We start from the raw sequence: 25,443 nt of genomic DNA, 5'->3' as shown, positions 1-25,443 counted from the left end.
GGTCCGGTGGACCGGCGTAAGGCCCTTTCACGTGAGAATGAGAAAGCCAATACGCATAACAAACCAGCAGGATACCCATTCAGACCCGTACGGGTCAAAACGCGGTCCGCGATGCCGATTCTGCTGGCGTCGCGGCGCACTCCGGTTCGGTCCTGGGTGGGGACCCCGCAGTTGTTACTGGGATCAGAATAACCCGACCGGAGGGCAGTGCACGACGCCCCAGCAGATACGCGAGCCCGCACAGGGTCGCCGCGTCCTTGAACGCACGCCTCTTGTGGGCCAGCTCCGAGGGCCACGGGACCAGCGCCAGCTGGGGCGTCAGCGCCAGCCAGAACCAGGGCGAGCGGGGCATCGAGCCCGGCCGCACCCCCGACGCCAGCAGCAGCGGCAGCACCACCAGCAGGTAGTGGTCGAAGGAGGGACGGGAGACCAGGAATGCGGCGAGCATCACCATGCAGGCCGTCTCCGCCAGCCTCAGCTCTCCCCCGTCCACCTCGGCGGAATCCGGCCGGTGCCAGCGCCGCCAGGCCCCCCACAGCACGGCCCCGGCCCCCGCGAAGGCGACCGTCACCGCCACCGCCTGCGGCACCCCCAGCCGGGGCAGCACCGCGATCGGCGAGGCGTCCCAGGGCAGCGCGTACGCGTCCTGCCCCTGGAACAGGAACGGCAGCGTCTTGGTGAAGAACAGCGTCGGGCTCGGCATCAGCAGCGCCCCCGCCAGCGACAGCCCCGCCGGCACGGCCACCGCCACCGCCAGCCCCCGCCACCGCCGGGCCAGCACGAACAGCAGCCCGGCCGGCACCAGCATCGGCCTGCAGGCGATCGCCAGCCCCACCACCAGCCCCGCGGCCACCCAGGACCGGCGGTGCGCCAGCAGCAGCGCCACCGGCAGGGCCGCCGCCGAGACCGCCGTCCAGTTCCCGATCAGCACCAGGTTCAGGTACGGCTTGTACACCGTCCCCAGCAGCCCCAGCCCGGCGACCGCGAACCGCGAGCGCACCGGCACCGAGAACAGCCGCAGCGACGCCCACCACCCGAGGGCCACCAGCCCCGAGATCCCCGCCGGCAGCAGCCAGCGCAGCAGCCCCGTGGGCACCAGCGCCTCCGGCACCGCCACGAGCACGGCACTGGGCAGGTACAGGAAGCGCTTGTCCTCGTACGGGGAGACCCCCTCCAGCAGCGCGTCCGCCGCCTTGACCACGAACGCGTTGTCCGAGCCCCAGTTCGCCCGCAGGCTCGTCGACACCGACACGGTCACCAGCGCCACCAGCGCCACCACCCGCCAGGACCGCGGCGCGGGCCGGAGCAGCCAGGACACCAGCCGGTCCCCCGTGACCGGCCGGCCACTCCCCGTCAGCCAGATGCGCATGAGCCAGATGCTAGGCCGCAGCCCCACGACGCCTCCCCGTCGACCCGCGCGGGGGAGGTCGGCCCCCTAGCGCTTCCGGTCGACCCTACGTTCGTCCCACACGGGCTCCTGGGTCTCCCGTACAACACCGTCTGAACCGAAGACCAAATAACGGTCAAACGTGCGCGCGAACCAGCGGTCGTGCGTCACGCACAGCACCGTGCCCTCGTACGACTCCAGACCGTCCTGCAGGGCCTCCGCCGACTCCAGGTCGAGGTTGTCGGTCGGCTCGTCCAGCAGCAGCGCCGTCGTCCCGGCCAGTTCCAGCAGCAGGATCTGGAACCGCGCCTGCTGGCCGCCCGAGAGCCGCTCGAACGGCTGCTCCGCCTGCCGCTCCAGCTCGTAGCGGCGCAGGGCCCCCATCGCCTGGCCCAGGGGCTTGGCCGCCTCCGTCCACAGGATGTCCACGAGGGTCCGGCCGAACAGCTCCGGATGGGCGTGGGTCTGCGCGAAATGGCCGGGAACCACCCGCGCGCCCAGCTTCCAGACACCGGTGTGCTTGACGTCCTCCCCCGCCAGCAGCCGCAGGAAGTGCGACTTGCCGGAGCCGTTCGAGCCCAGCACCGCGACCCGCTCCCCGTAGAAGACCTCCAGGGAGAACGGTTTCATCAGCCCGGTCAGCTCCAGGTTCTCCACCGTCAGCGCGCGCACGCCCGTACGGCCGCCCTTGAGCCGCATCTTGATGTCCTGCTCCCGCGGCGGCTCCGGCGGCGGACCCGCCTCCTCGAACTTCTTGAAGCGGGTCTGCATCGCGTGGTACCGCGAGGCCATGTCGGGGCTGCTCGCCGCCTGGTTGCGCAGCCGCAGCACCAGGGCCTTCAGCCGGGCGTGCTCCTCGTCCCAGCGCCGCTTGAGCTCCTCGAAGCGGGCGAAACGCTCCTTGCGGGCCTCGTGGTACGTGCCGAAGCCGGCGCCGTGCACCCAGACGTCGGAGCCCATCGGGCTCGCCTCCAGGCTGATGATCTTCTCGGCGGCCTGGGTGAGCAGCTCCCGGTCGTGGGAGACGAACAGCACCGTCTTGCGGGTGGCCCGCAGCTGCTCCTCCAGCCACCGCTTGCCCGGGACGTCCAGGTAGTTGTCCGGCTCGTCGAGCAGCAGCACCTCGTCCGGCCCGCGCAGAAGCGCCTCCAGCACGAGCCGCTTCTGCTCACCGCCGGAGAGCGTGCGCACCTGGCGGAACTGCGCCTGGTCGTACGGGATGGCCAGCGCGGCCATCGTGCAGACGTCCCAGAGCGTCTCCGCCTCGTAGCCCTGGACGTCGGCCCAGTCGCTGAGGGCCTGGGCGTAGGCCATCTGCGCGGCCTCGTCGTCCACGGTGAGGATCAGCTCCTCGGCCCGGTCCACGGCCTTCGCCGCCTCCCGGATCCGCGGCTGGGACACCGAGACCAGCAGGTCCCGTACGGTCGACTCGTCCCGCACCGAGCCCACGAACTGGGACATCACGCCGAGGCCACCGCCGATGGTGACCCCGCCGCCGTGCGGCTGGAGCTCACCGGAGATCAGCTTCAGCAGGGTGGTCTTGCCGGCGCCGTTGGCCCCCACGAGGGCCACCACCGCCCCCTCCCCCACCCGGAAGGAGACGTCGGGGAGCAGCACCCGTCCGTCGGGCAGGTAGTACTCCAGGTGGCTGGCTTCGAGATGTCCCATGCCGGGCATTCTCCAGGTCCGGCGGCGCCGGACCCAAACGGAATACGCGCCTAGCAGCAGCCCTTCCCCGGCAGGGTGCGCATGTTCCGCGCCTCCTTGCTGCGGGCGGCCAGCAGCTCGTCCGCCGGGTAGCCGACCTCCTCCAGGGTCAGCCCGTGCGGCTTGACCACGTGCACCGAGGAGTCCCGTACGGCCGCGGCCAGGACCTGGCCGGGCCACTCGACGGGCCGGTGTCCGTCACCGACGTGCAGCAGGGCGCCGACCAGGGAGCGGACCATGTTGTGGCAGAAGGCGTCGGCGCGGACCGTCGCCGTCACGATGCCGTCCTCGGCCCGCACCCAGCTGAGCTCCTGGAGGGTGCGGATGGTCGTGGCGCCCTCGCGCTTCTTGCAGTACGCGGCGAAGTCGTGCTCGCCGAGCAGGGCGCGGGAGGCCTCGTTCATGGCGTCCACGTCCAGCGGCCACTGGTGCCACAGCACGTGCCCGCGGCGCAGCGGGTCCACCCCGCCCTGGTGGTCGCCGACGCGGTAGGCGTAGCGGCGCCAGATCGCGGAGAACCGCGCATTGAAGCCCTCGGGGGCCTCGGCGACCTTCCACACCCGGATGTCGTGCGGGAGGCGGCCGGCGAGGCGGCGCAGCAGCAGGCTGCCGTGCTCGGCCCACACCTCCTCCGCGATGTCGAACTGCGCGACCTGCCCACGGGCGTGCACACCGGCGTCGGTGCGGCCGGCGACGGTCAGCTCCACCGGCTCGGGCAGCCGCATCACGGTCTTCAGGGCCGATTCCAGCTCGCCCTGGACGGTCCGCAGCGTCCGCTGCTTCGCCCAGCCGGAGAAGTCCTTGCCGTCGTACGACAGGTCCAGCCGTACCCGGACGTGCCCGGGCTCCACCTCGTCACTCACGTGACAGATCCTCTCAGACGCACAGAAATGCAGAACGGGCCCGCCCCGGGAAGGGGCGGGCCCGTTCAGAGCCGATCAAGCAAGCGTGATCCCGGGGGATCAGGCCTCCTTGGTCTCCTCGGCGGCGGGAGCCTCGGCGGCAGCCTCGGCCTCCTTCACGGCGCGCTTGGTGGCGGCCTCGGCCTCGCCGGTGGCCTGCTGGGCGACCGTGAGGGCCTCGACCAGCTCGATCACGGCCATCGGGGCGTTGTCGCCACGACGGTTGCCGATCTTGGTGATGCGCGTGTAACCACCGGGGCGGTTCTCGTAGCGCGGGGCGATCTCGGTGAACAGCGTGTGCACGATGCTCTTGTCCGTGATCGTCTGCAGCACCAGGCGACGGTTGTGGATGTCGCCCTTCTTGGCCTTGGTGACCAGACGCTCGGCGTAGGGACGCAGGCGGCGGGCCTTGGCCTCGGTGGTGGTGATGCGGCCGTGCTCGAAGAGGGCCTTCGCGAGGTTCGCGAGGAGGTGCTTCTCGTGCGCGGCGGAGCCGCCCAGGCGGGCACCCTTTGCGGGACGCGGCATTGTTACTCCTTCATATCTGCACCGGCCGTGTCAGGTACCGGTGTCAGTTCCCCCGGGGCGGATGCCCCGGGGAAGTCATTTCTTAGTACTGCTCGGTCTCGACGAAGCCGGCGTCGGCGTCGTCGTCCGCGCCGAAGGCGTCGGCGGCGGCGGTCGGGTCGAACCCGGGCGGGCTGTCCTTGAGGGCCAGGCCCATGCCGGCGAGCTTCGCCTTGACCTCGTCGATCGACTTCGCACCGAAGTTGCGGATGTCGAGCAGGTCGGCCTCGGAGCGGGCGACGAGCTCACCCACGGAGTGGATGCCCTCGCGCTTGAGGCAGTTGTACGACCGAACGGTGAGCTCGAGCTCCTCGATCGGCAGCGCCAGGTCGGCGGCCAGGGCGGCGTCCGTCGGGGACGGGCCCATGTCGATGCCCTCGGCGTCGATGTTGAGCTCGCGGGCCAGACCGAACAGCTCGACCAGGGTCTTGCCGGCGGACGCCATGGCGTCGCGCGGGCGCATGGCCTGCTTGGTCTCGACGTCGACGATCAGCTTGTCGAAGTCGGTGCGCTGCTCGACTCGGGTCGCCTCGACCTTGTAGGTGACCTTCAGAACCGGCGAGTAGATGGAGTCGACCGGGATACGGCCGATCTCCTGGCCCGCCTGCTTGTTCTGGACGGCGGAGACGTAGCCGCGACCGCGCTCGACGGTCAGCTCCATCTCCAGCTTGCCCTTGCCGTTGAGCGTGGCGAGGACCAGGTCCGGGTTGTGCACCTCGACACCGGCCGGGGGCGCGATGTCGGCAGCGGTGACCAGGCCGGGACCCTGCTTGCGCAGGTACATCACGACCGGCTCGTCGTGCTCCGAGGAGACGACCAGCTGCTTGATGTTGAGGATGATGTCCGTGACGTCTTCCTTGACGCCCGGCACGGTGGTGAACTCGTGCAGGACGCCGTCCACGCGGATGCTGGTGACAGCGGCACCCGGGATGGAGGACAGGAGGGTACGGCGCAGGGAGTTGCCGAGGGTGTAGCCGAAGCCCGGCTCCAGCGGCTCGATCACGAACCGCGAGCGGTACTCGTCGACGACCTCTTCGGTCAGCGAAGGACGCTGAGCGATAAGCATGTCTGTTCCTTCAGTCGTGGACGCCCACTATTTGACGCCCGACAGGTGCGGCCCGGAGGGGCCGCGGACTTACAAGGGTACGGGCGGTACGTCCCCCGGAGGGGGCGCACCGCCCGGACACTCAAGAACGCACAGGTGCGTCCGCTGCGTCAGACGCGGCGGCGCTTCGGCGGGCGGCAGCCGTTGTGCGGGGTGGGGGTGACGTCCTGGATCGAGCCGACCTCGAGGCCGGTGGCCTGGAGGGAGCGGATCGCGGTCTCACGGCCGGAGCCGGGACCCTTGACGAAGACGTCGACCTTGCGCATGCCGTGCTCCTGCGCGCGGCGGGCGGCCGACTCGGCGGCCATCTGCGCGGCGAAGGGGGTGGACTTGCGCGAGCCCTTGAAGCCGACGTGGCCGGCGGAGGCCCAGGAGATCACGTTGCCGGACGGGTCCGTGATCGAGACGATCGTGTTGTTGAACGTGCTCTTGATGTGGGCGTGCCCGTGAGCGACGTTCTTCTTTTCCTTGCGGCGCACCTTCTTGGCAGCGCCCTGACGACCCTTGGGGGGCATCTCTTACTCCTACGGGAGGTGGTCGGTCCTACAGCGCAAGACCGCTGAACAGGACTACTTCTTGCCCGGCTTCTTCTTGCCGGCGATCGCGCGACGCGGGCCCTTGCGGGTACGCGCGTTCGTGCTGGTGCGCTGACCGTGCACGGGCAGGCCACGACGGTGGCGGATGCCCTGGTAGCACTGGATCTCGATCTTGCGGCGGATGTCGCCCTGGATCTCGCGGCGGAGGTCACCCTCGGTACGGAGGTTGGCGTCCACGTACTCGCGGATCTTGACGAGGTCCTCTTCGGCCAGGTCACGAACGCGGGTGTTCGGGTTCACGCCGGTGGAGGCGAGGATCTCCTTGGACCGGGTGCGCCCGATACCGAAGACGTAGGTGAGTGCGATCTCCACACGCTTTTCGCGCGGGATGTCAACACCGGAAACGCGTGCCATTCAATGGCTCCTGTGTGTTCGGGGGTCTGCAACAGAACCGCTCCCGACCGCCGACCACCCGTATGGGTGGTGGTACGTCCGGGTCCCCGGCCCCCGCCGGAGGTACCGCCGGCCCCTGGGGGCTGGGCGGGTTCTGCTTATGTACGTTTTCTTACGTCGCGCGAAGAACTGCGTTAAGGCAGGTCGGTCGGCGTGCGTCAGCCCTGGCGCTGCTTGTGGCGCAGGTTGTCGCAGATGACCATGACCCGGCCGTGACGGCGGATCACCTTGCACTTGTCGCAGATCTTCTTGACGCTCGGCTTGACCTTCATGTTGGTGAGGTTCTCCGGGTCAGTGCCACCACCCGCGCCGGAGCGGGGTGCGGGGGCAAGATCTACTTGTATCGGTAGACGATCCGGCCACGCGTCAGGTCGTAGGGAGACAGCTCCACAACGACCCGGTCATCAGGAAGGATGCGGATGTAGTGCATGCGCATCTTGCCGCTGATGTGCGCGAGGACCTTGTGACCGTTCTGGAGTTCCACCTTGAACATGGCGTTCGGGAGGGACTCGATCACGGTGCCCTCGATCTCGATGGCACCTTGCTTCTTGGCCACGCTTCGCCTTTCGAATCGGCTACCTTGATCGGCTCACGGACATGCGAATGCACGTAAGCCGACGAGTCAGTCTACGTCAGGGCACCCAGAAAGACGAATCCGGAAAGTTTGCCCCAGAGTCTAGATCATTAACCGACGGCTGCCCGAGGGGGTCCCGGATCAGCCGAGGGGGTCCGGCGCCGTGGTGACGCCGTACTCCGCCAGCTTCGCCTTGCCGCAGTCCGGGCTGGTCAGGACGATCGGACCGGCCTCGGTGAGGGCCACCGAGTGCTCCCAGTGCGAGGACCAGGTGCCGTCCGTGGTGATGACCGTCCAGTCGTCGGCGAGTACCTCCGTCTGGGCGGTGCCCAGGGAGACCATCGGCTCGATCGCCAGGCAGAGCCCGGGGACCAGCTTGACGCCCTTGCCCCGCTTGCGCGAGACGTAGTTCAGCAGGTGCGGGTCCATGTGCATCTCGGTGCCGATGCCGTGGCCGCCGTAGTCCTCGATGATCCCGAACCTGCCGAGGCTGTGCTCACCGGTGGACGGGCGGGGCTGGCGCTTGATGTAGCCCTCGATCGCCTTCGAGATGTCCACGAGGCGGTTGCCCGCCTTCATGGCCGCGATGCCGGCCCACATCGACTCCTCGGTCACCCGGGAGAGCTCGACCAGCTCCGGAGCGTGACCGGTGCCCACGAAGGCCGTGTAGGCGGCGTCCCCGTGCCAGCCGTCGACGATGGCGCCGGCGTCGATGGAGATGATGTCGCCGTCCTTGAGGACCGTCTTGTCGTCCGGGATGCCGTGGACGACGACCTCGTTCACCGAGGTGCAGATGGTCGCGGGGAACCCGCCGTAGCCGAGGAAGTTCGACTTCGCCCCGGCGTCCGCGATGACCTTGCGGGCCACCATGTCCAGGTCCCGGGTCGTGGCGCCCGGCACGGCCGCCTCACGGGTCGCCGCGTGGATCGCGGCGACGACCAGCCCTGCCTCGCGCATCTTCGCGATCTGCTCGGGGGTCTTCAGCTGAACCATGAAAACGGACCTTCCCAGTCTTTGCGGCTAAACCGCCGCCGCTCTCGCGGAGGTGGTTGCTCTCCGCTGTCGTTGCTCAATTATCGGTTGCTGCCGTCACAACCGTGTCATGCAGACGGCCGCGGTGTCGCTGGGACACCGCGGCCGTACCGGCAGAACAGGGGGTGACTACTTCTTCAGGGCGTCCATCGCCCGCTTGGTGATCTCGTGCACCTCACCGAGGGCGGAGATGGTCACCAGCAGACCCTGCGACTTGTAGTAGTCGATGATCGGCTCGGTCTGCGTGTGGTAGACCTCCAGCCGGTTGCGGACCGTGGCCTCGGAGTCGTCGTCGCGCTGGTAGAGCTCGCCCTCGCACTTGTCGCAGACGCCCTCCACCTTCGGCGCCGCGTAGATCACGTGGAAGACGTGCGCGGAGTCCCGGCGGCAGATCCGGCGGCCGGCGATGCGCTTGACGACCTCGTCCTCCTCGACCTCCAGGTCGAGGACGGCGTCCAGCTTCATGCCGGCACCGGTCAGCATCTCGTCCAGGGCCTCGGCCTGGGCGACGTTGCGCGGGAAGCCGTCGAGCAGGAAGCCGCCCGCGGCGTCCGGCTGCTCCATGCGGTCCTTGGCCATACCGATGGTGATCTCGTCCGGCACGAGCTCACCGGCGTCCATGAACGCCTTCGCCCGCACGCCCAGCTCGGTGCCCTGGCTGATGTTGGCGCGGAAGAGGTCGCCCGTGGAGATGTGCGGGATCGACAGGTTCTTGGCGAGGAACGCGGCCTGCGTTCCCTTGCCCGCCCCGGGGGGTCCGACGAGGACGATTCGCATCAGCGGAGGAACCCTTCGTAGTTGCGCTGCTGGAGCTGGCTCTCGATCTGCTTCACGGTTTCCAGACCCACACCCACGATGATCAGGATGCTCGTCCCGCCGAACGGGAAGTTCTGGTTCGCTCCGAAGCCGGCCAACGCCATTGTCGGCACTAGAGCGATGAGACCCAGGTACAGCGACCCCGGCCAGGTGATCCGGTTGAGTACGTAGCTCAGGTACTCAGCGGTAGGCCGGCCGGCGCGGATGCCCGGGATGAACCCACCATACTTCTTCATGTTGTCGGCAACTTCCTCGGGGTTGAACGAGATCGCCACGTAGAAGAACGCGAAGAAGACGATCAGGAGGAAGTAGGCGGCGATGTAGTACGGGTGGTCGCCCTTGACGAAGTGCTTCTGGATCCAGGTCGCCCAGCCGGCGGTCGAGCCGCTGAACTGCACGATCAGGGCCGGGATGTACAGCAGCGACGAGGCGAAGATGACCGGGATGACACCGGCCTGGTTCACCTTGAGCGGGATGTAGGTGGACGTGCCCCCGTAGGCGCGGCGCCCGATCATGCGCTTCGCGTACTGGACGGGGATCCTGCGCTGGGCCTGCTCCACGAAGACCACCAGGGCCACCATCGCGAGACCGACGAGGATGACGACGGCGAACTCCACCCAGCCACCAGCGATCTTGCCCTGGAGCTTGATCGTCCACAGGGCGGAGACGAAGCCGGCCGCGATCGAGATGAACATCAGGATCGACATGCCGTTGCCGATGCCGCGGTCGGTGATGAGCTCGCCGAGCCACATGACGATGCAGGTACCGGCGGTCATGGTGATCACCATCGTGATGGTGGTGAAGATCGAGCGGTCCGGGACGATCTCGCGAGCGACCGGGCAGCTGCCGAACAGGGCGCCGGTACGCGCGGTGGCGACGAGGCCGGTGCCCTGGAGGATCGCGAGCGCGACCGTCAGATAGCGCGTGTACTGAGTGATCTTCGAGGTGCCGGCCTGTCCCTCTTTCTTGAGGTTCTCCAGCTTCGGAATGACCACGGTCAGCAGCTGCAGGATGATGCTCGCGGTGATGTACGGCATGATGCCGAGCGCGAAGATCGTGATCTGCAGCAGCGCGCCGCCGCTGAACATGTTGACCAGACCGAAGAGGCTGTTGCTGCTCCCCATCTGGTCCACACAGATCTGAACGTTCTTGTAGCTCACGCCGGGTACCGGGATGTGGGACCCGAGCCGATACAGCACGATGATGCCGAGCGTGAAGAGCAGCTTCTTGCGCAGGTCGGGCGTCTTGAACGCCCGGGCGAACGCGGTGAGCACGGTGCCTCCTGCGACCCCCGCGCTACTGCGTCAGAGGTGACGGTCTGAGGATCGACGATTACGTACAAGCAAAGGTGCAGGCCACCTTACCGGCGACTGCGCCCCCCGTGGAACGACCAACCGGGGATGCCCCATATGTGAGGCATCCCCGGTCGGGTTTTAGCTATTTGTCACAGAGTTCGTCTTAGACGAGCTCGGTCACGGAACCGCCGGCGGCGGCAATCTTCTCCTTGGCGGAGGCGGAAACGGCGTCAACCGAAACCGTCAGCGCCACGGAGATCTCGCCCTGGCCCAGGACCTTGACGAGGCTGTTCTTGCGAACCGCGCCCTTGGCGACCAGGTCGGCCACCGTGACCTCTCCACCCTCGGGGTAGAGGGCACCGAGCTTGTCCAGGTTGACAACCTGGAACTCGGTGCGGAACGGGTTCTTGAAGCCCTTCAGCTTCGGCAGACGCATGTGGAGGGGCATCTGCCCACCCTCGAAGCGCTGCGGAACCTGGTAGCGGGCCTTCGTACCCTTCGTACCACGACCAGCCGTCTTACCCTTCGACGCCTCACCGCGACCCACACGGGTCTTCGCGGTCTTGGCACCGGGGGCGGGACGGAGGTTGTGGGCCTTCAGCGGGCTGTTCTCAGCCATGATTAGTCAACCTCCTCAACCGTCACGAGGTGGCGGACGGTGTGCACCATGCCGCGGAACTCGGGGCGGTCCTCCTTGACGACCACGTCGTTCAGGCGCTTGAGCCCGAGCGAACGCAGGGTGTCGCGGTGGTTCTGCTTGCTGCCGATGTACGACTTCGTCTGCGTGATCTTGAGGCGAGCCATCACACACCCGCCCCTGCACGCGCACGGAGCAGAGCCGCGGGGGCGACGTCCTCGAGCGGCAGACCACGGCGAGCCGCGATCTCCTCGGGACGCTGCAGGCCCTTGAGGGCCTCCACGGTCGCGTGCACGATGTTGATCGCGTTGTCGGAGCCGAGCGACTTCGACAGGATGTCGTGAACGCCGGCGCACTCCAGAACGGCGCGCACCGGGCCACCGGCGATAACACCGGTACCGGGGGAAGCAGGCTTCAGCAGGACAACGCCGGCCGCCTTCTCGCCCTGGATCGGGTGCGGGATGGTGCCCTGGATGCGGGGAACCTTGAAGAAGTTCTTCTTGGCTTCCTCGACGCCCTTGGCGATGGCCGCGGGAACTTCCTTGGCCTTGCCGTAACCGACACCTACGGTGCCGTCACCGTCACCCACCACGACGAGCGCGGTGAAGCTGAAGCGACGACCACCCTTGACAACCTTGGCGACGCGGTTGATCGCGACAACGCGCTCAACGTAAGCGGTCTTCTCGGCGGCAGCGCCACCGTCGCGACCCTTCCGGTCCCGCCGCTCGCCGCCACCGGCACCGCTGCCGCGGCGCTGGGGTCCAGCCATTGGATTACCTCTCTCTGTTACGTCCGTGAGTCCCGGAACCGGGGCTTAGAACTTCAGCCCGGCTTCGCGGGCGGCGTCAGCCAGAGCGGCAATGCGCCCGGCGTAGCGGTTGCCACCGCGGTCGAACACGACGGCCTCGACGCCGGCGGCCTTGGCGCGCTCGGCGACCAGGGCGCCGACCTGCTTGGCCTGCGCGGACTTGTCACCCTCGCCACCGCGGATCGACGTGTCCAGGGTCGACGCGGACGCAAGGGTGTGACCCTTGAGGTCGTCGATGACCTGGGCAACGATGTTGCGGTTCGAACGCGTCACGACGAGGCGCGGACGCTCCGCCGTACCCGACACGTTCTTGCGGATGCGGATGTGGCGGCGCGCCTTCGCAGCGCGCTTGTAAGCGTCGCCCTTGGCGATCTTCACACCGTATGCCATGGCTTTACTTACCAGCCTTTCCGACCTTGCGGCGGATGACCTCGCCGGCGTACTTGACGCCCTTGGCCTTGTACGGGTCGGGCTTCCGCAGCTTGCGGATGTTCGCCGCGACCTCGCCGACCTTCTGCTTGTCGATGCCCTCGACCGAGAACTTGGTCGGAGACTCGACCTTGAAGGAGATGCCCTCGGGCGCCTCCACCAGGATCGGGTGGCTGTAGCCGAGCTGGAACTCCAGGTCGGAGCCCTTCGCGGCAACGCGGTAACCGACACCGCTGATCTCGAGCGCCTTGGTGTATCCCGTGGTCACACCGGTGATCATGTTGGCCACCAGCGTGCGGGACAGGCCGTGGAGGGCCTTGTTCTGACGCTCGTCGTTCGGACGGGTGACGTTCAGAACGCCGTCCTCGCCCTTAACGATCTCGATGGGGGCGGCGACGGTGTGCGTCAGGGAGCCCTTGGAGCCCTTGACGGTGACCGTGCGGCCATCGATGGTGACGTCCACGCCGGCGGGAACCGGGATGGGGAGCTTGCCGATACGAGACATAGCTATTCCTCCGTTCCCGACTACCAGACGTAGGCGAGGACTTCCCCACCCACGCCCTTCTTCTGCGCCTGCTGGCCGGTCAGGAGACCGTGGGACGTGGAGATGATCGCCACGCCCAGGCCGCCGAGGACCTTCGGCAGGTTGGTGGACTTCGCGTACACGCGCAGACCCGGCTTCGAGATCCGCTTGATGCCGGCGATCGAGCGCTCGCGGTTCGGACCGAACTTCAGCTCGAGGACGAGGTTCTTACCGACCTCGGCGTCCTCGACCTTCCAGCCGGTGATGAAACCCTCCTGCTTGAGGATTTCCGCGATGTGCGACTTGATCTTGCTGTGCGGCATCACGACGGAGTCGTGGTACGCCGAGTTTGCGTTACGCAGACGAGTCAGCATGTCTGCGATCGGGTCAGTCATGGTCATGAATCGGCCTTCGGCCTCTCTCGCCGGGGTTTCCTGTATGCGCCATCCCTCTCCCCACACAGGGGCGGGACGGGTGCGGCGCGGGGACCTACGGCGTAGTAAGTCGACGGGCGGTGGACGCCCAACCCCACAAGCCTACGGCATGGGGGCTGGGCCTCCACCGACCCAGATGCTTACCGAGAGCGTCTGGAAAACCTCAACACCCAAAGGGTGAAGGGATTTACCAGGAGCTCTTGGTCACGCCCGGCAGCTCGCCACGGTGAGCCATCTCACGAAGGCACACGCGGCACAGGCCGAACTTGCGGTACACGGAGTGGGGGCGACCGCAGCGCTGGCAGCGGGTGTACGCACGCACACCGAACTTGGGCTTGCGGGCAGCCTTCGCGATGAGAGCCTTCTTCGCCATCTCGCTTACGCCTCCTTGAACGGGAAGCCGAGGTGACGGAGGAGCGCGCGGCCCTCAGCGTCGTTGGTCGCCGTGGTCACCACGGTGATGTCCATACCCCGGACGCGGTCGATCTTGTCCTGGTCGATCTCGTGGAACATGACCTGCTCCGTGAGACCGAAGGTGTAGTTGCCACGGCCGTCGAACTGCTTCGGGGACAGGCCGCGGAAGTCGCGGATGCGCGGCAGCGCGAGCGACAGGGTGCGGTCCAGGAACTCCCACATGCGGTCGCCACGGAGGGTGACGTGCGCACCGATCGGCTGACCCTCGCGCAGCTTGAACTGCGCGATGGACTTGCGGGCCTTGGTGACGGCCGGCTTCTGACCGGTGATCGTGGTGAGGTCGCGGATGGCGCCGTCGATCAGCTTCGAGTCACGGGCGGCGTCGCCGACACCCATGTTCACGACGATCTTGACGAGGCCGGGAATCTGCATGACGTTCTCGTAGGAGAACTCTTCACGCATCTTGCCCGCGATCTCCTCGCGGTACTTCGTCTTCAGACGCGGAGTGGTAGCCATCAGATGTCCTCACCCGTGCGCTTGGCAACGCGGATCTTGTTGCCCTCGTCGTCGAAGCGGTAACCGACGCGGGTGACGACCTTCTTGCCGTCCTTCTCCACGACCAGCTGGACGTTGGAAACGTGGACGGGGGCCTCGGTGATCACGATGCCGCCGGCCTGGTTCTGCCCAGCCTTGGTGTGCTTCTTGACCCGGTTGACACCCTCGACGAGGACGCGGGACTCGGTCGGGAAGGCCGCGATGACCTTGCCCTGCTTGCCCTTGTCCTTACCGGTGATGACCTGGACCAGGTCGCCCTTCTTGATCTTCATGCTTACAGCACCTCCGGCGCGAGCGAGATGATCTTCATGAACTTCTTCTCGCGCAGCTCACGGCCGACGGGGCCGAAGATGCGGGTGCCGCGAGGGTCGCCGTCGTTCTTCAGAATGACGGCGGCGTTCTCGTCAAAGCGGATGTACGAGCCGTCCTGGCGGCGGCGCTCCTTGACGGTGCGAACGATGACCGCCTTGACGACGTCACCCTTCTTCACGTTGCCACCGGGGATCGCGTCCTTGACGGTGGCGACGATGACGTCACCGATGCCCGCGTAGCGGCGGCCCGAGCCACCGAGAACACGGATGCAAAGGATCTCCTTGGCACCAGTGTTGTCGGCGACGCGAAGCCGCGACTCCTGCTGGATCACGTCTATCTCCTGTTTGTCTGCCGGTTCCCGGCCGGGGCCCTGCGTGAGGGCCCCGGCCGAGCCTGGCGGAACGAATCCGAGGGAAGGCCCCTCGGACTAATTACTTGGCCTTCTCGAGGATCTCGACGATGCGCCAGCGCTTGCTCGCCGACAGCGGACGCGTCTCCATGATGAGGACGCGGTCGCCGACGCCGGCAGCGTTCTGCTCGTCGTGAGCCTTGAGCTTGTTCGTACGGCGGATGACCTTGCCGTACAGCGCGTGCTTGACGCGGTCCTCGACGGCGACGACGACGGTCTTGTCCATCTTGTCGCTGACGACCAGACCCTCACGGGTCTTGCGGAAGCCGCGCTCGGTCTTCTCAGTCACGTTGTTCTCGCTCATCAGGCGTTCTCCACCGTCTCGATACCGAGCTCACGCTCGTGCATCAGGGTGTAGATGCGAGCGATGTCCTTACGGACGGACTTGAGCCGGCCGTTGTTCTCCAGCTGACCGGTGGCCGCCTGGAAACGGAGCTTGAACAGCTCTTCCTTGGCCTCGCGAAGCTTGGCAACGAGCTCCTCGTTGCCGAGCTCGCGGAGCTCGGACGCCTTGGTTCCCGTCGCCATCACGACTCACCTGCCTCGCGCTTGACGATGCGGCACTTCATCGGCAGCTTGTGGGCCGCACGAGTGAGAGCCTCACGCGCAATCTTTTCGTTCGGGTAGGACAGCTCGAACATGACCCGACCCGGGTGCACGTTCGCGATCCACCACTCGGGGGAACCCTTACCGGAACCCATGCGGGTCTCGGCGGGCTTCTTCGTCAGCGGACGGTCCGGGTAGATGTTGATCCAGACCTTGCCGCCACGCTTGATGTGGCGGGTCATCGCGATACGAGCCGCCTCGATCTGGCGGTTCGTCACGTAGGCGGGGGTGAGCGCCTGGATGCCGTACTCGCCGAACGAGACCTCAGTACCGCCCTTGGCCATACCGCTGCGCTTCGGGTGGTGCTGCTTGCGGTGCTTGACCCTACGAGGGATCAGCATGTCGGTCAGGCCTCCGTTCCGGTGCTCTCAGCCGGAGCGGCGGCGGGGGCGTCGGCCTTGGGGGCCTCGGCACCAGCAGCCTGCTGCGGCTTGCGGCCACCACGGCCGCCGCGCTCGCCACCACGGCCACCACGGCCGGCGGGACGGTCGCCAGCGCCGGCACCACGGGCCGGGCGGTTACCCGCACGGGCCGCAGCGTTCTCGGCGCGAACCTCGGCGATGTTCTTGACGTCGCCCTTGTAGATCCAGACCTTCACGCCGATCCGGCCGAAGGTGGTCTTGGCCTCGAAGAAGCCGTAGTCCACGTTCGCGCGCAGCGTGTGCAGCGGCACACGACCCTCGCGGTAGAACTCGGAGCGGGACATCTCGGCGCCGCCGAGACGGCCGCCACACTGGATCTTGATGCCCTTGGCGCCGGCCTTCATGGTGCCCTGCATGCTCTTGCGCATGGCACGACGGAAGGAGACGCGGGAGGAGAGCTGCTCGGCGACGGCCTGAGCAACCAGCTGAGCGTCGAGCTCGGGGTTCTTGACCTCGAGGATGTTCAGCTGGACCTGCTTGCCCGTGAGCTTCTCGAGGTCACCGCGGATGCGGTCGGCCTCGGCGCCGCGGCGGCCGATGACGATGCCGGGACGAGCGGTGTGGATGTCCACACGCACGCGGTCACGGGTGCGCTCGATCTCAACCTTCGAGATGCCGGCGCGCTCCATGCCGGACGTCATCATCCGACGGATGGCGACGTCTTCCTTGACGTAGTCCTTGTACAGCTTGTCGGCGTACCAGCGGGACTTGAAGTCCGTGGTGATGCCGAGTCGGAACCCGTGCGGGTTTACCTTCTGGCCCATTACCGGGAACCTTCCTTGCTGCTGACGACCACGGTGATGTGGCTGGTCCGCTTGCGGATCCGGTAGGCACGGCCCTGGGCACGCGGACGGAACCGCTTCAGGGTCGGGCCCTCGTCCACGTACGCCTCGCTGATGACCAGCGTGGAGGCGTCCGGGTGGTTGTAGTTGTGCGCGGCGTTGGCGATGGCGCTGTCCAGCACCTTGCCGACCGGCACGCTCGCGGCCTGCGGGGCGAAACGCAGGACCGCCTGAGCCTCCGTGGCGTCCATGCCACGGATGAGGTCCACCACGCGGCGGGCCTTCATGGGCGTGACGCGGATGTACCGCGCCTGGGCCCTGGCTTCCATGGTTGTCCCTTCGGTGTTAGTCATAGTCGTAACCACCCCGCGATTAGCGGCGCTTCGACTTCCGGTCGTCCTTGACGTGGCCGCGGAAGGTGCGAGTCGGCGAGAACTCGCCGAGCTTGTGGCCGACCATCGACTCGGTGACGAACACCGGGACGTGGGTCTTGCCGTTGTGCACCGCGATCGTGTGACCCAGCATGCTGGGGATGATCATCGAGCGACGGGACCAGGTCTTGATGACGTTCTTGGTGCCGGCTTCGTTCTGGGCGTCCACCTTCTTTACGAGGTGGTCGTCGACGAAGGGCCCCTTCTTGAGACTGCGCGGCATCTAAACCCGCTCCTAGCGCTTCTTGTTCGTCTTGCGGCGGCGGACGATGTACTTGTTCGAAGCCTTCTTCGGCGAACGAGTACGACCCTCCTTCTGACCCCACGGGGAGACCGGGTGGCGACCACCGGAGGTCTTGCCCTCACCACCACCGTGCGGGTGGTCAACCGGGTTCATCGCGACACCGCGGACGGTCGGGCGGACGCCCTTCCAGCGCATGCGGCCGGCCTTGCCCCAGTTGATGTTCGACTGCTCGGCGTTGCCGACCTCGCCGACCGTGGCGCGGCAGCGCGCGTCGACGAGACGGATCTCACCGGACGGCATGCGGAGGTGGGCCATCACGCCCTCCTTCGCGAGCAGCTGCACGGAGGCACCAGCCGAACGCGCGAACTTGGCGCCGCCACCGGGGCGGAGCTCGATCGCGTGGATCGTGGTACCGACCGGGATGTTGCGGAGCGCGAGGTTGTTGCCCGGCTTGATGTCGGCCGTGGGGCCGTTCTCAATCCGGTCACCCTGCTGCAGACCGCGCGGCGCGATGATGTAGCGCTTCTCGCCGTCGGCGTAGTGCAGCAGCGCGATGCGCGCGGTGCGGTTGGGGTCGTACTCGATGTGCGCGACCTTGGCCGGCACGCCGTCCTTGTCGTGACGACGGAAGTCGATCACGCGGTAGGCGCGCTTGTGGCCACCGCCCTGGTGGCGAACGGTCACACGACCGGTGTTGTTACGGCCGCCCTTGCTGTGCAGGGGGCGGACCAGCGACTTCTCCGGCGTGGACCGCGTGATCTCGACAAAGTCGGCGACGCTGGAGCCACGACGGCCCGGGGTCGTCGGCTTGTACTTGCGGATACCCATTTCTCAGTCCTCGTCCGATTCCGGACGACTAGACCTCCGTTAGGAGGCCTGGCCGCCGAAGATGTCGATACGGTTGCCCTCGGCAAGGGTCACGATGGCGCGCTTGGTGTTGGCGCGCTTGCCGAAACCGGTCTTGGTGCGCTTGCGCTTACCCTGACGGTTGATCGTGTTGACCCCGGTGACCTTGACCGAGAAGACCGCCTCGACGGCCTGCTTGATCTGGGTCTTGTTGGCGCCGGGCGCGACGATGAACGTGTACTTGTTCTCGTCCAGCAGCGCGTAGCTCTTCTCCGAGACGACCGGCTTGATCAGCAGGTCGCGCGGGTCGGAGAAGGTCTTGCTGGTAACGGTCGCCTCAGACATCAGGCCTCGTTCCCTTCGGTCTCATCGGCCTTGGGGCCAGACACGAAGGACTCGAGCGCGGCCTGGGTGAAGACCACGTCGTCAGAGACGATCACGTCGTACGTGTTCAGCTGGCCCGGCTCCAGGATGTGAACCTGGGGCAGGTTGCGGGCGGACAGCCACGCCAGCTCGTCAGAGCGCTCGGCGACCAGGAGCAGGTTCTTGCGCTCCGAGATCTTGCCGAACAGCGTCTTGGCGGCCTTGGTGGAGGCGGCACCCTCGACCACGCCGGTGACGACGTGGATGCGGGAGTGGCGCGCGCGGTCCGAGAGGGCACCGCGGAGGGCGGCGGCCTTCATCTTCTTCGGGGTGCGCTGCGAGTAGTCACGCGGCACGGGGCCGTGGACGACGCCACCGCCGGCGAACTGCGGAGCGCGGGTCGAACCCTGACGGGCGCGGCCGGTGCCCTTCTGGCGGTAAGGCTTCTTGCCACCACCACGGACTTCGCCACGGGTCTTGGTCTTGTGCGTGCCCTGACGGGCAGCGGCCAGCTGCGCGACGACGACCTGGTGGATCAGCGGAACGCTGGTCTTCGCGTCGAAGATCTCCGCGGGGAGCTCGACGGTACCGGCCTTGTCGCCAGCCGGCGAAAGGATGTCAATGGTGCTCATAACCTCAAGCTCCCTTGGCCGCGGTACGGACCAGGACGAGGCCGCCGTTCGGACCGGGGACCGCGCCCTTGATGAGGAGCAGACCCTTCTCCGCGTCAACCGCGTGGATGGTCAGGTTCTGGGTGGTGACGCGCTCGTTACCCATGCGACCGGCCATGCGCATGCCCTTGAAGACACGCCCAGGGGTGGCGCAGCCACCGATCGAACCGGGGGAGCGGTGCTTGCGCTGCACACCGTGACCGGCGCCGAGGCCCCGGAAGTTGTGGCGCTTCATGACACCGGCGAAGCCCTTGCCCTTGCTGTTGCCCGTGACGTCAACCTTGACGCCGGACTCGAACACAGCGGCGGTGATCTCCTGGCCGAGCGTGTACTCGCTGGCGTCGGAGGTGCGCAGCTCCACCAGGTGGCGGCGCGGGGTCACGTCGGCCTTGGCGAAGTGGCCCTTGAGGGGCTTGTTCACCTTGCGCGGGTCGATCTCGCCGAAGGCGATCTGGACCGACTCGTAGCCGTCGATGTCGTTGGTACGGACCTGGGTAACGACACAGGGCCCGGCCTTGACGACGGTCACCGGGACGACACGGTTGTTCTCGTCCCAGACCTGGGTCATGCCGAGCTTCTCGCCCAGGACGCCCTTGATCTGCTTAGCCATCTTCTCGACGCCTCTCAGAGCTTGATCTCGATGTCAACGCCGGCCGGAAGGTCCAGGCGCATCAGCGAGTCAACGGTCTTGGGCGTCGGGTCGAGGATGTCGATCAGGCGCTTGTGCGTGCGCATCTCGAAGTGCTCGCGCGAGTCCTTGTACTTGTGCGGCGACTTGATGACGCAGTACACGTTCTTCTCAGTGGGCAGCGGCACCGGGCCCGCGACCGACGCACCAGTGCGGGTCACCGTCTCGACGATCTTCTTCGCCGAGGAGTCGATGACCTCGTGGTCGTAGGCCTTGAGCCGGATGCGGATCTTCTGTCCCGCCATGGCTACTCCGTAGTCCTGTCTCTGTATGGAAACGCTCTGGCCCCCGGCCGGCTGCGGAACGGGGTTCCGCGGCCTCTCCTCCGACCCACGCGGTCGGGCGTGTCGCACTCCCTCCGAGAAAATTCCCATACGGAAATTCCCTCATCCAAGGGGGTGCGGTCCTGGACCGCGCATCGGGGGAGAAACACCCACCGAGTGCCTGGTTGGCACCGTGCTGACACTTCCCAGAAGATTCCCGTACGTCCGCCCTCATTGCTGCCCCGAGAGGCAGATTAAGGACGACGAGTACTGTGGGACTCGCTTCCGGTCCTCCCGGCGGGAGGCGCGCAGCATCGGCACACAGCCGAGCAACTTGAGTAGTCTGCCATACGAGACACGTACCTGGCCAATCGGGCCGAAGAGAATACCCCGCCGAGCGATCACGTCAAACCGCGGCACGCGGCGGGGATCCCAGGTCAGGACCGGGATGCGGTCCCGCACTCCTCGGCCCTGTCCGTCCCGATGCTCTTGGAGCGGTCGTACGGGTCCACCGGGCTGCCGGAAGGTGCCGGTCCGCTGTCGCGCGGGTCGGAGAAGAAGCTCGGGTGCACGTAGCCGTCGAACCGGCCGCAGGTGCTGTTGGCGATGTCCTGCGCGGCCCTGTACAGCCACAGCCGGTTCACCGGCTCGCCCCATGCGCTCCCGTGGAACACCTGGAAGGTGGCCTCGCGGCGGACGATGGTCCGGGCGACGTCCTCCGGGTTCCCGGCGGTCCTCACGAACGGGTAGACGAAGGTGTAGTCCACCTTCACGTCGGCCTGGCCGGGCTTCTCCCCCGCCTCCACCCACATCCGGCCCCGCACCTTGACCACCTCACCCACGAGCTTCAGTTCGGCGGGGTCGTAGCGGGTGAACAGCTCCAGCGGGTCGTTCTCCCGGCTCGGGTGCTCGTACGCCCGCGCCGTCTCCTCGCGCCGCTTGGTGTCCTTGGGGTCCAGCAGGTCCAGCGCGGCCGTGGGTCGCTCGCCCCTCAGGACGGCCGGGTCCAGGTTGGCCGCCACCAGGAACCGCTTCGCCTGGGCCAGCGCCTCCCCCACCCGTTCCTTCGGCACCCCGCCGACCTCGGTGGCCTCCGGCACCTCGATCGCGGCGGCGCCGTCGGCCCACTGCGCGGCCGGCGAGCCCCGGAAGGGCTCCTTGAGGGTCGGCCGGTCCGGGTGGCCAGCCTCCGGGGCGGCCGTCGGCCGGACGGACTCCGCGGGCAGCGGACCGGCGTCCCGGGCCTCCTGGCGGGCGTCGGTCTTCCCCGTCAGCTTGTCGATGACCAGCTCGGGCCGCAGGGCGACCAGCGCGAGCCCCACGATGACGGCGATCGCCGCCGCGGCCTTGAGGCGGCGCTTCACGCGGCCCCGGCCCTCCATCTCCTGCCAGGCCGGCCCCGTACGCCAGCCGGGCGGGTCCCCGGCCCCCGGCTTCGGCGCCCGGCCGAACCGGCGGCGTCCGGCCCGGGCCCGTTCCTCCTCCTCGCGCCGCAGCCGCTCGGTGACCATCCGGGCCCGCGCCGACGGCTCCTTCGGCGCGTCGGCGCTCTCCCGCGCGACCTCCTCGCTGAAGCGCGCCCACTCCTCGTCGGATATCTGCCGGTCCATGCTCCCCACCCCTGTACGTCCTCACATGACAAGGGCCCCTCCCCCACCGCCGGAGCGGTGGGCAAGGGGCCCTCGCGTCAAACATGGTGCCCGCTGGTGCGAGCTACCAGGTCAGAACACGAATTACTTCGTGATCTTGGTGACCTGGCCGGCGCCGACCGTACGACCACCCTCACGGATGGCGAACTTCAGGCCCTCCTCCATGGCGACCGGCTGGATCAGCTGGACGGACATGTCGGTGTTGTCGCCCGGCATGACCATCTCGGTGCCCTCGGGGAGGGTCACGACGCCGGTCACGTCCGTGGTACGGAAGTAGAACTGCGGGCGGTAGTTGTTGAAGAACGGGGTGTGACGGCCACCCTCGTCCTTCGACAGGATGTACGCGGCGGCCTCGAACTCGGTGTGCGGCGTGACCGAACCGGGCTTGATGATGACCTGGCCGCGCTCGACGTCCTCGCGCTTGATGCCACGGAGGAGCAGACCGACGTTCTCACCGGCCTGGCCCTCGTCGAGCAGCTTGCGGAACATCTCGATGCCGGTGACCGTGGTGGTGGTCTTCTCCTGCTTGATGCCGATGATGTCAACGGTCTCGTTGACCTTCAGGACACCACGCTCGATGCGGCCGGTGACGACGGTGCCACGACCGGTGATCGTGAAGACGTCCTCGACGGGCATCAGGAACGGCTTGTCGGTGTCACGCGGCGGGGTCGGGATGGCCTCGTCCACGGCGTCCATCAGGCCGAGGAGCTTGTCACCCCACTCCTTGTCGCCCTCGAGCGCCTTCAGCGCGGAGACCTGGACGACCGGCAGGTCGTCGCCCGGGAAGTCGTACTCGGAGAGCAGCTCACGGACCTCGAGCTCGACGAGCTCCAGGATCTCCTCGTCGTCCACCATGTCGGCCTTGTTCAGGGCGACGACGATGTACGGAACGCCGACCTGGCGGGCCAGGAGCACGTGCTCCTTGGTCTGCGGCATCGGGCCGTCGGTGGCGGCGACCACGAGGATGGCGCCGTCCATCTGCGCGGCACCGGTGATCATGTTCTTGATGTAGTCCGCGTGACCCGGGCAGTCGACGTGGGCGTAGTGACGCGCCTCGGTCTGGTACTCGACGTGCGCGATGGAGATGGTGATACCGCGCTGGCGCTCCTCAGGAGCCTTGTCGATCTGGTCGAACGCCGACGCCGCGTTCAGGTCCGGGTACTTGTCGTGCAGCACCTTGGTAATGGCGGCCGTGAGGGTCGTCTTACCGTGGTCAATGTGACCGATGGTGCCGATGTTGACGTGCGGCTTAGTCCGCTCGAACTTCGCCTTCGCCACGGGGGTCCTCCTGAGAGTGGTTCTGTACGCCTTGATGATCGTCGGCGCCAGGTGATCTTTGCTGGATAGCCGGTTCCCCCGGGGCAACGGGAGGGTTGCTCCTGTTGCCCCAGAGGCTCCGGTGGCAAGCCTAAAGCGTGTACTCGGAAGAGTTACTCGCCCTTGGCCTTCGCGATGATCTCCTCAGCGACGTTCCGGGGAACCTCGGCGTAGGAGTCGAACTGCATCGAGTAGCTGGCGCGACCCGAGGTCTTGCTGCGGAGGTCTCCGACGTAGCCGAACATCTCCGAAAGCGGCACGAGGCCCTTGACGATCTTGGCTCCGTGACGGTCCTCCATGGCCTGGATCTGGCCACGGCGGGAGTTGATGTCACCGATGACGTCACCCATGGACTCCTCCGGCGTGGTGACCTCGACGGCCATCATCGGCTCGAGGAGCACGGGAGAAGCCTTGCGCGCGGCCTCCTTGAAGGCCTGCGAACCGGCGATCTTGAAGGCGAGCTCGGAGGAGTCGACCTCGTGGTAGCCACCGTCGAGAAGCGTGACGCGGACGCCCGTCATCTCGTAGCCGGCCAGGATGCCGAACTGCATGGCCTCCTGCGCACCGGCGTCGACCGAAGGGATGTACTCCTTCGGCACGCGGCCACCGGTGACCTTGTTCACGAACTCGTACGCCGGACCATCGGCGTCCGTGATCGGCTCGATCGCGATCTGCACCTTGGCGAACTGACCGGTACCACCGGTCTGCTTCTTGTGGGTGTAGTCGTGACGCTCGACGGCCTTGCGGATCGTCTCGCGGTACGCGACCTGCGGCTTGCCGACGTTGGCGACGACCTTGAACTCGCGCTTCATACGGTCGACCAGCACCTCGAGGTGCAGCTCGCCCATACCGCCGAGGATGGTCTGGCCGGTCTCCTCGTCCGAGTGGACGTGGAACGACGGGTCCTCTTCCGCGAGGCGCTGGATGGCGACACCCAGCTTCTCCTGGTCGCCCTTCGAGGCGGGCTCGATGGCGACCTGGATGACCGGAGCCGGGAAGTCCATGGACTCCAGGATCACGGGCGCCTTCTCGTCGCACAGCGTCTCACCGGTGGTGGTCTGCTTCAGGCCCATGACGGCGACGATGTCGCCGGCGCCCACCGCGTCGATCTCCTCACGCTTGTTCGCGTGCATGCGGTAGATCTTGCCGATGCGCTCCTTCTTGCCCTTGACGGAGTTCAGCACCGCGGTGCCGGCCTCCAGGCGGCCCGAGTAAACCCGGACGAAGGTGAGCTTGCCGAGGTGCGGGTCGCTCATGATCTTGAACGCGAGCGCGGCGAGGGGCTCCTCGTCCGACGGCTTGCGCTTCACGACGACCTCGGCGTCCTTGACGTCGTGGCCCTCGATGGCCTCGATGTCGAGCGGCGACGGGAGGTAGCGCACGACGGCGTCGAGCAGGGGCTGGACACCCTTGTTCTTGAACGCCGTACCGCAGAAGACCGCGGTGATCGTGGGCTCGCCCTTGCCCTTGCCGGAGCCGAGGATGATGCGGCGGACGGCCGCGTGCAGCTGCTCCTCGGTGGGCTCGGTGCCCTCGAGGAAGAGCTCCATCATCTCTTCGTCGTTCTCGGCGACCTGCTCGACGAGGGTGGCGCGCCACTCCTCGGCCAGCTCGGTGTGCGAGGCCGGGATGTCGACGACGTCGTACATCTCGCCCTTGGTGGCCTCGGCGGACCACACGAGGGCCTTCATGCGGACGAGGTCGACGACGCCCTTGAAGTCCGCCTCGGAGCCGATCGGCAGCTGCATGACGATCGGAACCGCGCCGAGGCGGTCCTTGATCATGTCGACGCAGCGCATGAACTCGGCGCCCGTACGGTCGAGCTTGTTGACGAAGCAGATGCGCGGCACGCCGTAGCGGTCCGCCTGACGCCAAACGGTCTCGGACTGGGGCTCGACGCCGGCCACACCGTCGAACACGGTGACGGCACCGTCGAGGACGCGGAGCGAACGCTCCACCTCGACGGTGAAGTCGACGTGACCCGGGGTGTCGATGATGTTGATGGTGTGGTCAACATCTTCGAGCGGCCAGTGGCAGGTGGTAGCGGCAGACGTGATGGTGATACCACGCTCCTGCTCCTGCTCCATCCAGTCCATCGTCGCGGCGCCGTCGTGGACCTCACCGATCTTGTACGACACACCGGTGTAGAACAGGATGCGCTCGGTGGTGGTCGTCTTGCCCGCGTCGATGTGGGCCATGATGCCGATGTTGCGCACCTTGGCCAGGTCAAGCGAAGTGGTAGCCATAAGGCTTCAGTCTTCTCTCG

The 25,443-nt window shown here is 67.2% G+C and carries 36 protein-coding genes; all 36 read right to left on the bottom strand.

The annotated features are described in order from the left end of the window. Nucleotides 1-94: 94 nt before the first annotated feature. A complete protein-coding gene (locus tag VR44_RS00430; protein ID WP_045945296.1) occupies nucleotides 95-1,369 on the bottom strand; it encodes a glycosyltransferase family 87 protein in 1,275 nt (424 codons plus the stop codon). A 66-nt stretch (nucleotides 1,370-1,435) separates the two neighbouring features. Next, nucleotides 1,436-3,055, bottom strand: a complete 1,620-nt coding sequence (locus tag VR44_RS00425) for an ATP-binding cassette domain-containing protein (protein ID WP_045945295.1) — start codon at nucleotides 3,053-3,055, stop codon at nucleotides 1,436-1,438. A 50-nt stretch (nucleotides 3,056-3,105) separates the two neighbouring features. After that, nucleotides 3,106-3,957, bottom strand: a complete 852-nt coding sequence (gene truA / locus VR44_RS00420) for a tRNA pseudouridine(38-40) synthase TruA (RefSeq protein WP_045945294.1) — start codon at nucleotides 3,955-3,957, stop codon at nucleotides 3,106-3,108. Between the two features lie 99 nt (nucleotides 3,958-4,056). Next, entirely contained in the window at nucleotides 4,057-4,524 is a 468-nt protein-coding gene (gene rplQ / locus VR44_RS00415; RefSeq protein WP_045945293.1) for a 50S ribosomal protein L17, read from the bottom strand. Between the two features lie 82 nt (nucleotides 4,525-4,606). Continuing rightward, nucleotides 4,607-5,629 (bottom strand): DNA-directed RNA polymerase subunit alpha, encoded by a 1,023-nt coding sequence (locus VR44_RS00410; protein WP_045945292.1) that lies wholly within the window; start codon nucleotides 5,627-5,629, stop codon nucleotides 4,607-4,609. A gap of 149 nt (nucleotides 5,630-5,778) precedes the next feature. Continuing rightward, entirely contained in the window at nucleotides 5,779-6,183 is a 405-nt protein-coding gene (gene rpsK / locus VR44_RS00405) for a 30S ribosomal protein S11 (RefSeq protein ID WP_003956432.1), read from the bottom strand. Nucleotides 6,184-6,237: 54 nt separating this feature from the next. Next, nucleotides 6,238-6,618, bottom strand: a complete 381-nt coding sequence (gene rpsM, locus VR44_RS00400; protein ID WP_007265919.1) for a 30S ribosomal protein S13 — start codon at nucleotides 6,616-6,618, stop codon at nucleotides 6,238-6,240. 197 nt (nucleotides 6,619-6,815) lie between these two features. Further along, nucleotides 6,816-6,929: a 50S ribosomal protein L36 gene (gene rpmJ / locus VR44_RS00395; RefSeq protein ID WP_003956441.1), complete on the bottom strand. Its 114-nt coding sequence runs from the start codon at nucleotides 6,927-6,929 to the stop codon at nucleotides 6,816-6,818. 62 nt (nucleotides 6,930-6,991) lie between these two features. Beyond that, the gene (infA, locus tag VR44_RS00390) at nucleotides 6,992-7,213 is read right to left on the bottom strand and encodes a translation initiation factor IF-1 (RefSeq protein ID WP_003956442.1); all 222 of its coding nucleotides are present in this window, start codon (nucleotides 7,211-7,213) and stop codon (nucleotides 6,992-6,994) included. A 159-nt stretch (nucleotides 7,214-7,372) separates the two neighbouring features. Next, nucleotides 7,373-8,224: a type I methionyl aminopeptidase gene (gene map, locus VR44_RS00385; RefSeq protein ID WP_045945291.1), complete on the bottom strand. Its 852-nt coding sequence runs from the start codon at nucleotides 8,222-8,224 to the stop codon at nucleotides 7,373-7,375. A 168-nt stretch (nucleotides 8,225-8,392) separates the two neighbouring features. Further along, nucleotides 8,393-9,040 carry an adenylate kinase gene (locus VR44_RS00380; RefSeq protein WP_045945290.1) on the bottom strand — a complete coding sequence of 216 codons (648 nt, stop codon included), beginning with the start codon at nucleotides 9,038-9,040 and terminating at the stop codon, nucleotides 8,393-8,395. Next, complete coding sequence (gene secY, locus VR44_RS00375; RefSeq protein WP_045945289.1) at nucleotides 9,040-10,353, bottom strand: preprotein translocase subunit SecY; 1,314 nt, start codon at nucleotides 10,351-10,353, stop codon at nucleotides 9,040-9,042. Before secY ends, VR44_RS00380 begins: the two co-directional genes overlap by 1 nt. A gap of 184 nt (nucleotides 10,354-10,537) precedes the next feature. Beyond that, nucleotides 10,538-10,993, bottom strand: a complete 456-nt coding sequence (gene rplO / locus VR44_RS00370; RefSeq protein WP_042812339.1) for a 50S ribosomal protein L15 — start codon at nucleotides 10,991-10,993, stop codon at nucleotides 10,538-10,540. A 2-nt stretch (nucleotides 10,994-10,995) separates the two neighbouring features. Further along, nucleotides 10,996-11,178: a 50S ribosomal protein L30 gene (gene rpmD, locus VR44_RS00365; RefSeq protein ID WP_005313525.1), complete on the bottom strand. Its 183-nt coding sequence runs from the start codon at nucleotides 11,176-11,178 to the stop codon at nucleotides 10,996-10,998. Beyond that, nucleotides 11,178-11,780, bottom strand: a complete 603-nt coding sequence (rpsE, locus tag VR44_RS00360) for a 30S ribosomal protein S5 (RefSeq protein WP_007265914.1) — start codon at nucleotides 11,778-11,780, stop codon at nucleotides 11,178-11,180. The genes rpmD and rpsE overlap by 1 nt, the downstream gene beginning before the upstream one ends. A 45-nt stretch (nucleotides 11,781-11,825) precedes the next feature. Beyond that, entirely contained in the window at nucleotides 11,826-12,209 is a 384-nt protein-coding gene (gene rplR / locus VR44_RS00355; protein WP_045945288.1) for a 50S ribosomal protein L18, read from the bottom strand. Between the two features lie 4 nt (nucleotides 12,210-12,213). After that, a complete protein-coding gene (gene rplF / locus VR44_RS00350; protein ID WP_042812337.1) occupies nucleotides 12,214-12,753 on the bottom strand; it encodes a 50S ribosomal protein L6 in 540 nt (179 codons plus the stop codon). Nucleotides 12,754-12,773: 20 nt separating this feature from the next. Next, a complete protein-coding gene (gene rpsH / locus VR44_RS00345; protein WP_042812335.1) occupies nucleotides 12,774-13,172 on the bottom strand; it encodes a 30S ribosomal protein S8 in 399 nt (132 codons plus the stop codon). Between the two features lie 220 nt (nucleotides 13,173-13,392). Beyond that, on the bottom strand, nucleotides 13,393-13,578 hold the full coding sequence (locus VR44_RS00340) for a type Z 30S ribosomal protein S14 (RefSeq protein WP_003956452.1): 186 nt from the start codon (nucleotides 13,576-13,578) through the stop codon (nucleotides 13,393-13,395). Between the two features lie 5 nt (nucleotides 13,579-13,583). Continuing rightward, nucleotides 13,584-14,135 (bottom strand): 50S ribosomal protein L5, encoded by a 552-nt coding sequence (rplE, locus tag VR44_RS00335; protein ID WP_042812334.1) that lies wholly within the window; start codon nucleotides 14,133-14,135, stop codon nucleotides 13,584-13,586. Further along, entirely contained in the window at nucleotides 14,135-14,446 is a 312-nt protein-coding gene (gene rplX, locus VR44_RS00330) for a 50S ribosomal protein L24 (protein ID WP_042812332.1), read from the bottom strand. The genes rplE and rplX overlap by 1 nt, the downstream gene beginning before the upstream one ends. 2 nt (nucleotides 14,447-14,448) lie before the next feature. Continuing rightward, a complete protein-coding gene (gene rplN / locus VR44_RS00325) occupies nucleotides 14,449-14,817 on the bottom strand; it encodes a 50S ribosomal protein L14 (protein WP_003956455.1) in 369 nt (122 codons plus the stop codon). A 100-nt stretch (nucleotides 14,818-14,917) separates the two neighbouring features. Beyond that, nucleotides 14,918-15,199 (bottom strand): 30S ribosomal protein S17, encoded by a 282-nt coding sequence (gene rpsQ, locus VR44_RS00320; protein ID WP_030008467.1) that lies wholly within the window; start codon nucleotides 15,197-15,199, stop codon nucleotides 14,918-14,920. Continuing rightward, entirely contained in the window at nucleotides 15,199-15,423 is a 225-nt protein-coding gene (gene rpmC / locus VR44_RS00315) for a 50S ribosomal protein L29 (RefSeq protein WP_007265907.1), read from the bottom strand. Before rpmC ends, rpsQ begins: the two co-directional genes overlap by 1 nt. Further along, entirely contained in the window at nucleotides 15,423-15,842 is a 420-nt protein-coding gene (gene rplP / locus VR44_RS00310) for a 50S ribosomal protein L16 (protein ID WP_007265906.1), read from the bottom strand. Before rplP ends, rpmC begins: the two co-directional genes overlap by 1 nt. A 5-nt stretch (nucleotides 15,843-15,847) precedes the next feature. Next, nucleotides 15,848-16,687, bottom strand: coding sequence for a 30S ribosomal protein S3 (rpsC, locus tag VR44_RS00305; protein WP_007265905.1), 840 nt, complete (start codon nucleotides 16,685-16,687; stop codon nucleotides 15,848-15,850). After that, the gene (gene rplV, locus VR44_RS00300; RefSeq protein WP_007265904.1) at nucleotides 16,687-17,034 is read right to left on the bottom strand and encodes a 50S ribosomal protein L22; all 348 of its coding nucleotides are present in this window, start codon (nucleotides 17,032-17,034) and stop codon (nucleotides 16,687-16,689) included. Before rplV ends, rpsC begins: the two co-directional genes overlap by 1 nt. A gap of 43 nt (nucleotides 17,035-17,077) precedes the next feature. After that, nucleotides 17,078-17,359: a 30S ribosomal protein S19 gene (gene rpsS / locus VR44_RS00295; protein WP_007265903.1), complete on the bottom strand. Its 282-nt coding sequence runs from the start codon at nucleotides 17,357-17,359 to the stop codon at nucleotides 17,078-17,080. A gap of 12 nt (nucleotides 17,360-17,371) precedes the next feature. Continuing rightward, entirely contained in the window at nucleotides 17,372-18,208 is an 837-nt protein-coding gene (gene rplB / locus VR44_RS00290) for a 50S ribosomal protein L2 (RefSeq protein WP_045945287.1), read from the bottom strand. A gap of 39 nt (nucleotides 18,209-18,247) precedes the next feature. After that, nucleotides 18,248-18,571: a 50S ribosomal protein L23 gene (gene rplW, locus VR44_RS00285; RefSeq protein ID WP_045945286.1), complete on the bottom strand. Its 324-nt coding sequence runs from the start codon at nucleotides 18,569-18,571 to the stop codon at nucleotides 18,248-18,250. After that, entirely contained in the window at nucleotides 18,571-19,221 is a 651-nt protein-coding gene (rplD, locus tag VR44_RS00280) for a 50S ribosomal protein L4 (RefSeq protein WP_042812330.1), read from the bottom strand. Before rplD ends, rplW begins: the two co-directional genes overlap by 1 nt. A gap of 4 nt (nucleotides 19,222-19,225) precedes the next feature. Beyond that, a complete protein-coding gene (rplC, locus tag VR44_RS00275; protein ID WP_045945285.1) occupies nucleotides 19,226-19,870 on the bottom strand; it encodes a 50S ribosomal protein L3 in 645 nt (214 codons plus the stop codon). A gap of 14 nt (nucleotides 19,871-19,884) precedes the next feature. Further along, nucleotides 19,885-20,193 carry a 30S ribosomal protein S10 gene (rpsJ, locus tag VR44_RS00270; RefSeq protein ID WP_003948644.1) on the bottom strand — a complete coding sequence of 103 codons (309 nt, stop codon included), beginning with the start codon at nucleotides 20,191-20,193 and terminating at the stop codon, nucleotides 19,885-19,887. A 455-nt stretch (nucleotides 20,194-20,648) separates the two neighbouring features. Next, nucleotides 20,649-21,821 (bottom strand): hypothetical protein, encoded by a 1,173-nt coding sequence (locus tag VR44_RS00265; protein WP_045945284.1) that lies wholly within the window; start codon nucleotides 21,819-21,821, stop codon nucleotides 20,649-20,651. 123 nt (nucleotides 21,822-21,944) lie between these two features. Beyond that, entirely contained in the window at nucleotides 21,945-23,138 is a 1,194-nt protein-coding gene (gene tuf, locus VR44_RS00260) for an elongation factor Tu (protein WP_042812325.1), read from the bottom strand. Between the two features lie 152 nt (nucleotides 23,139-23,290). After that, a complete protein-coding gene (gene fusA, locus VR44_RS00255; protein WP_045945283.1) occupies nucleotides 23,291-25,423 on the bottom strand; it encodes an elongation factor G in 2,133 nt (710 codons plus the stop codon). Between the last annotated feature and the right edge of the window lie 20 nt (nucleotides 25,424-25,443).

The organism is Streptomyces katrae, assembly GCF_000966975.1.
Taxonomy (GTDB): domain Bacteria; phylum Actinomycetota; class Actinomycetes; order Streptomycetales; family Streptomycetaceae; genus Streptomyces; species Streptomyces katrae.
This window is presented reverse-complemented; position numbering and strand designations above follow the sequence as displayed.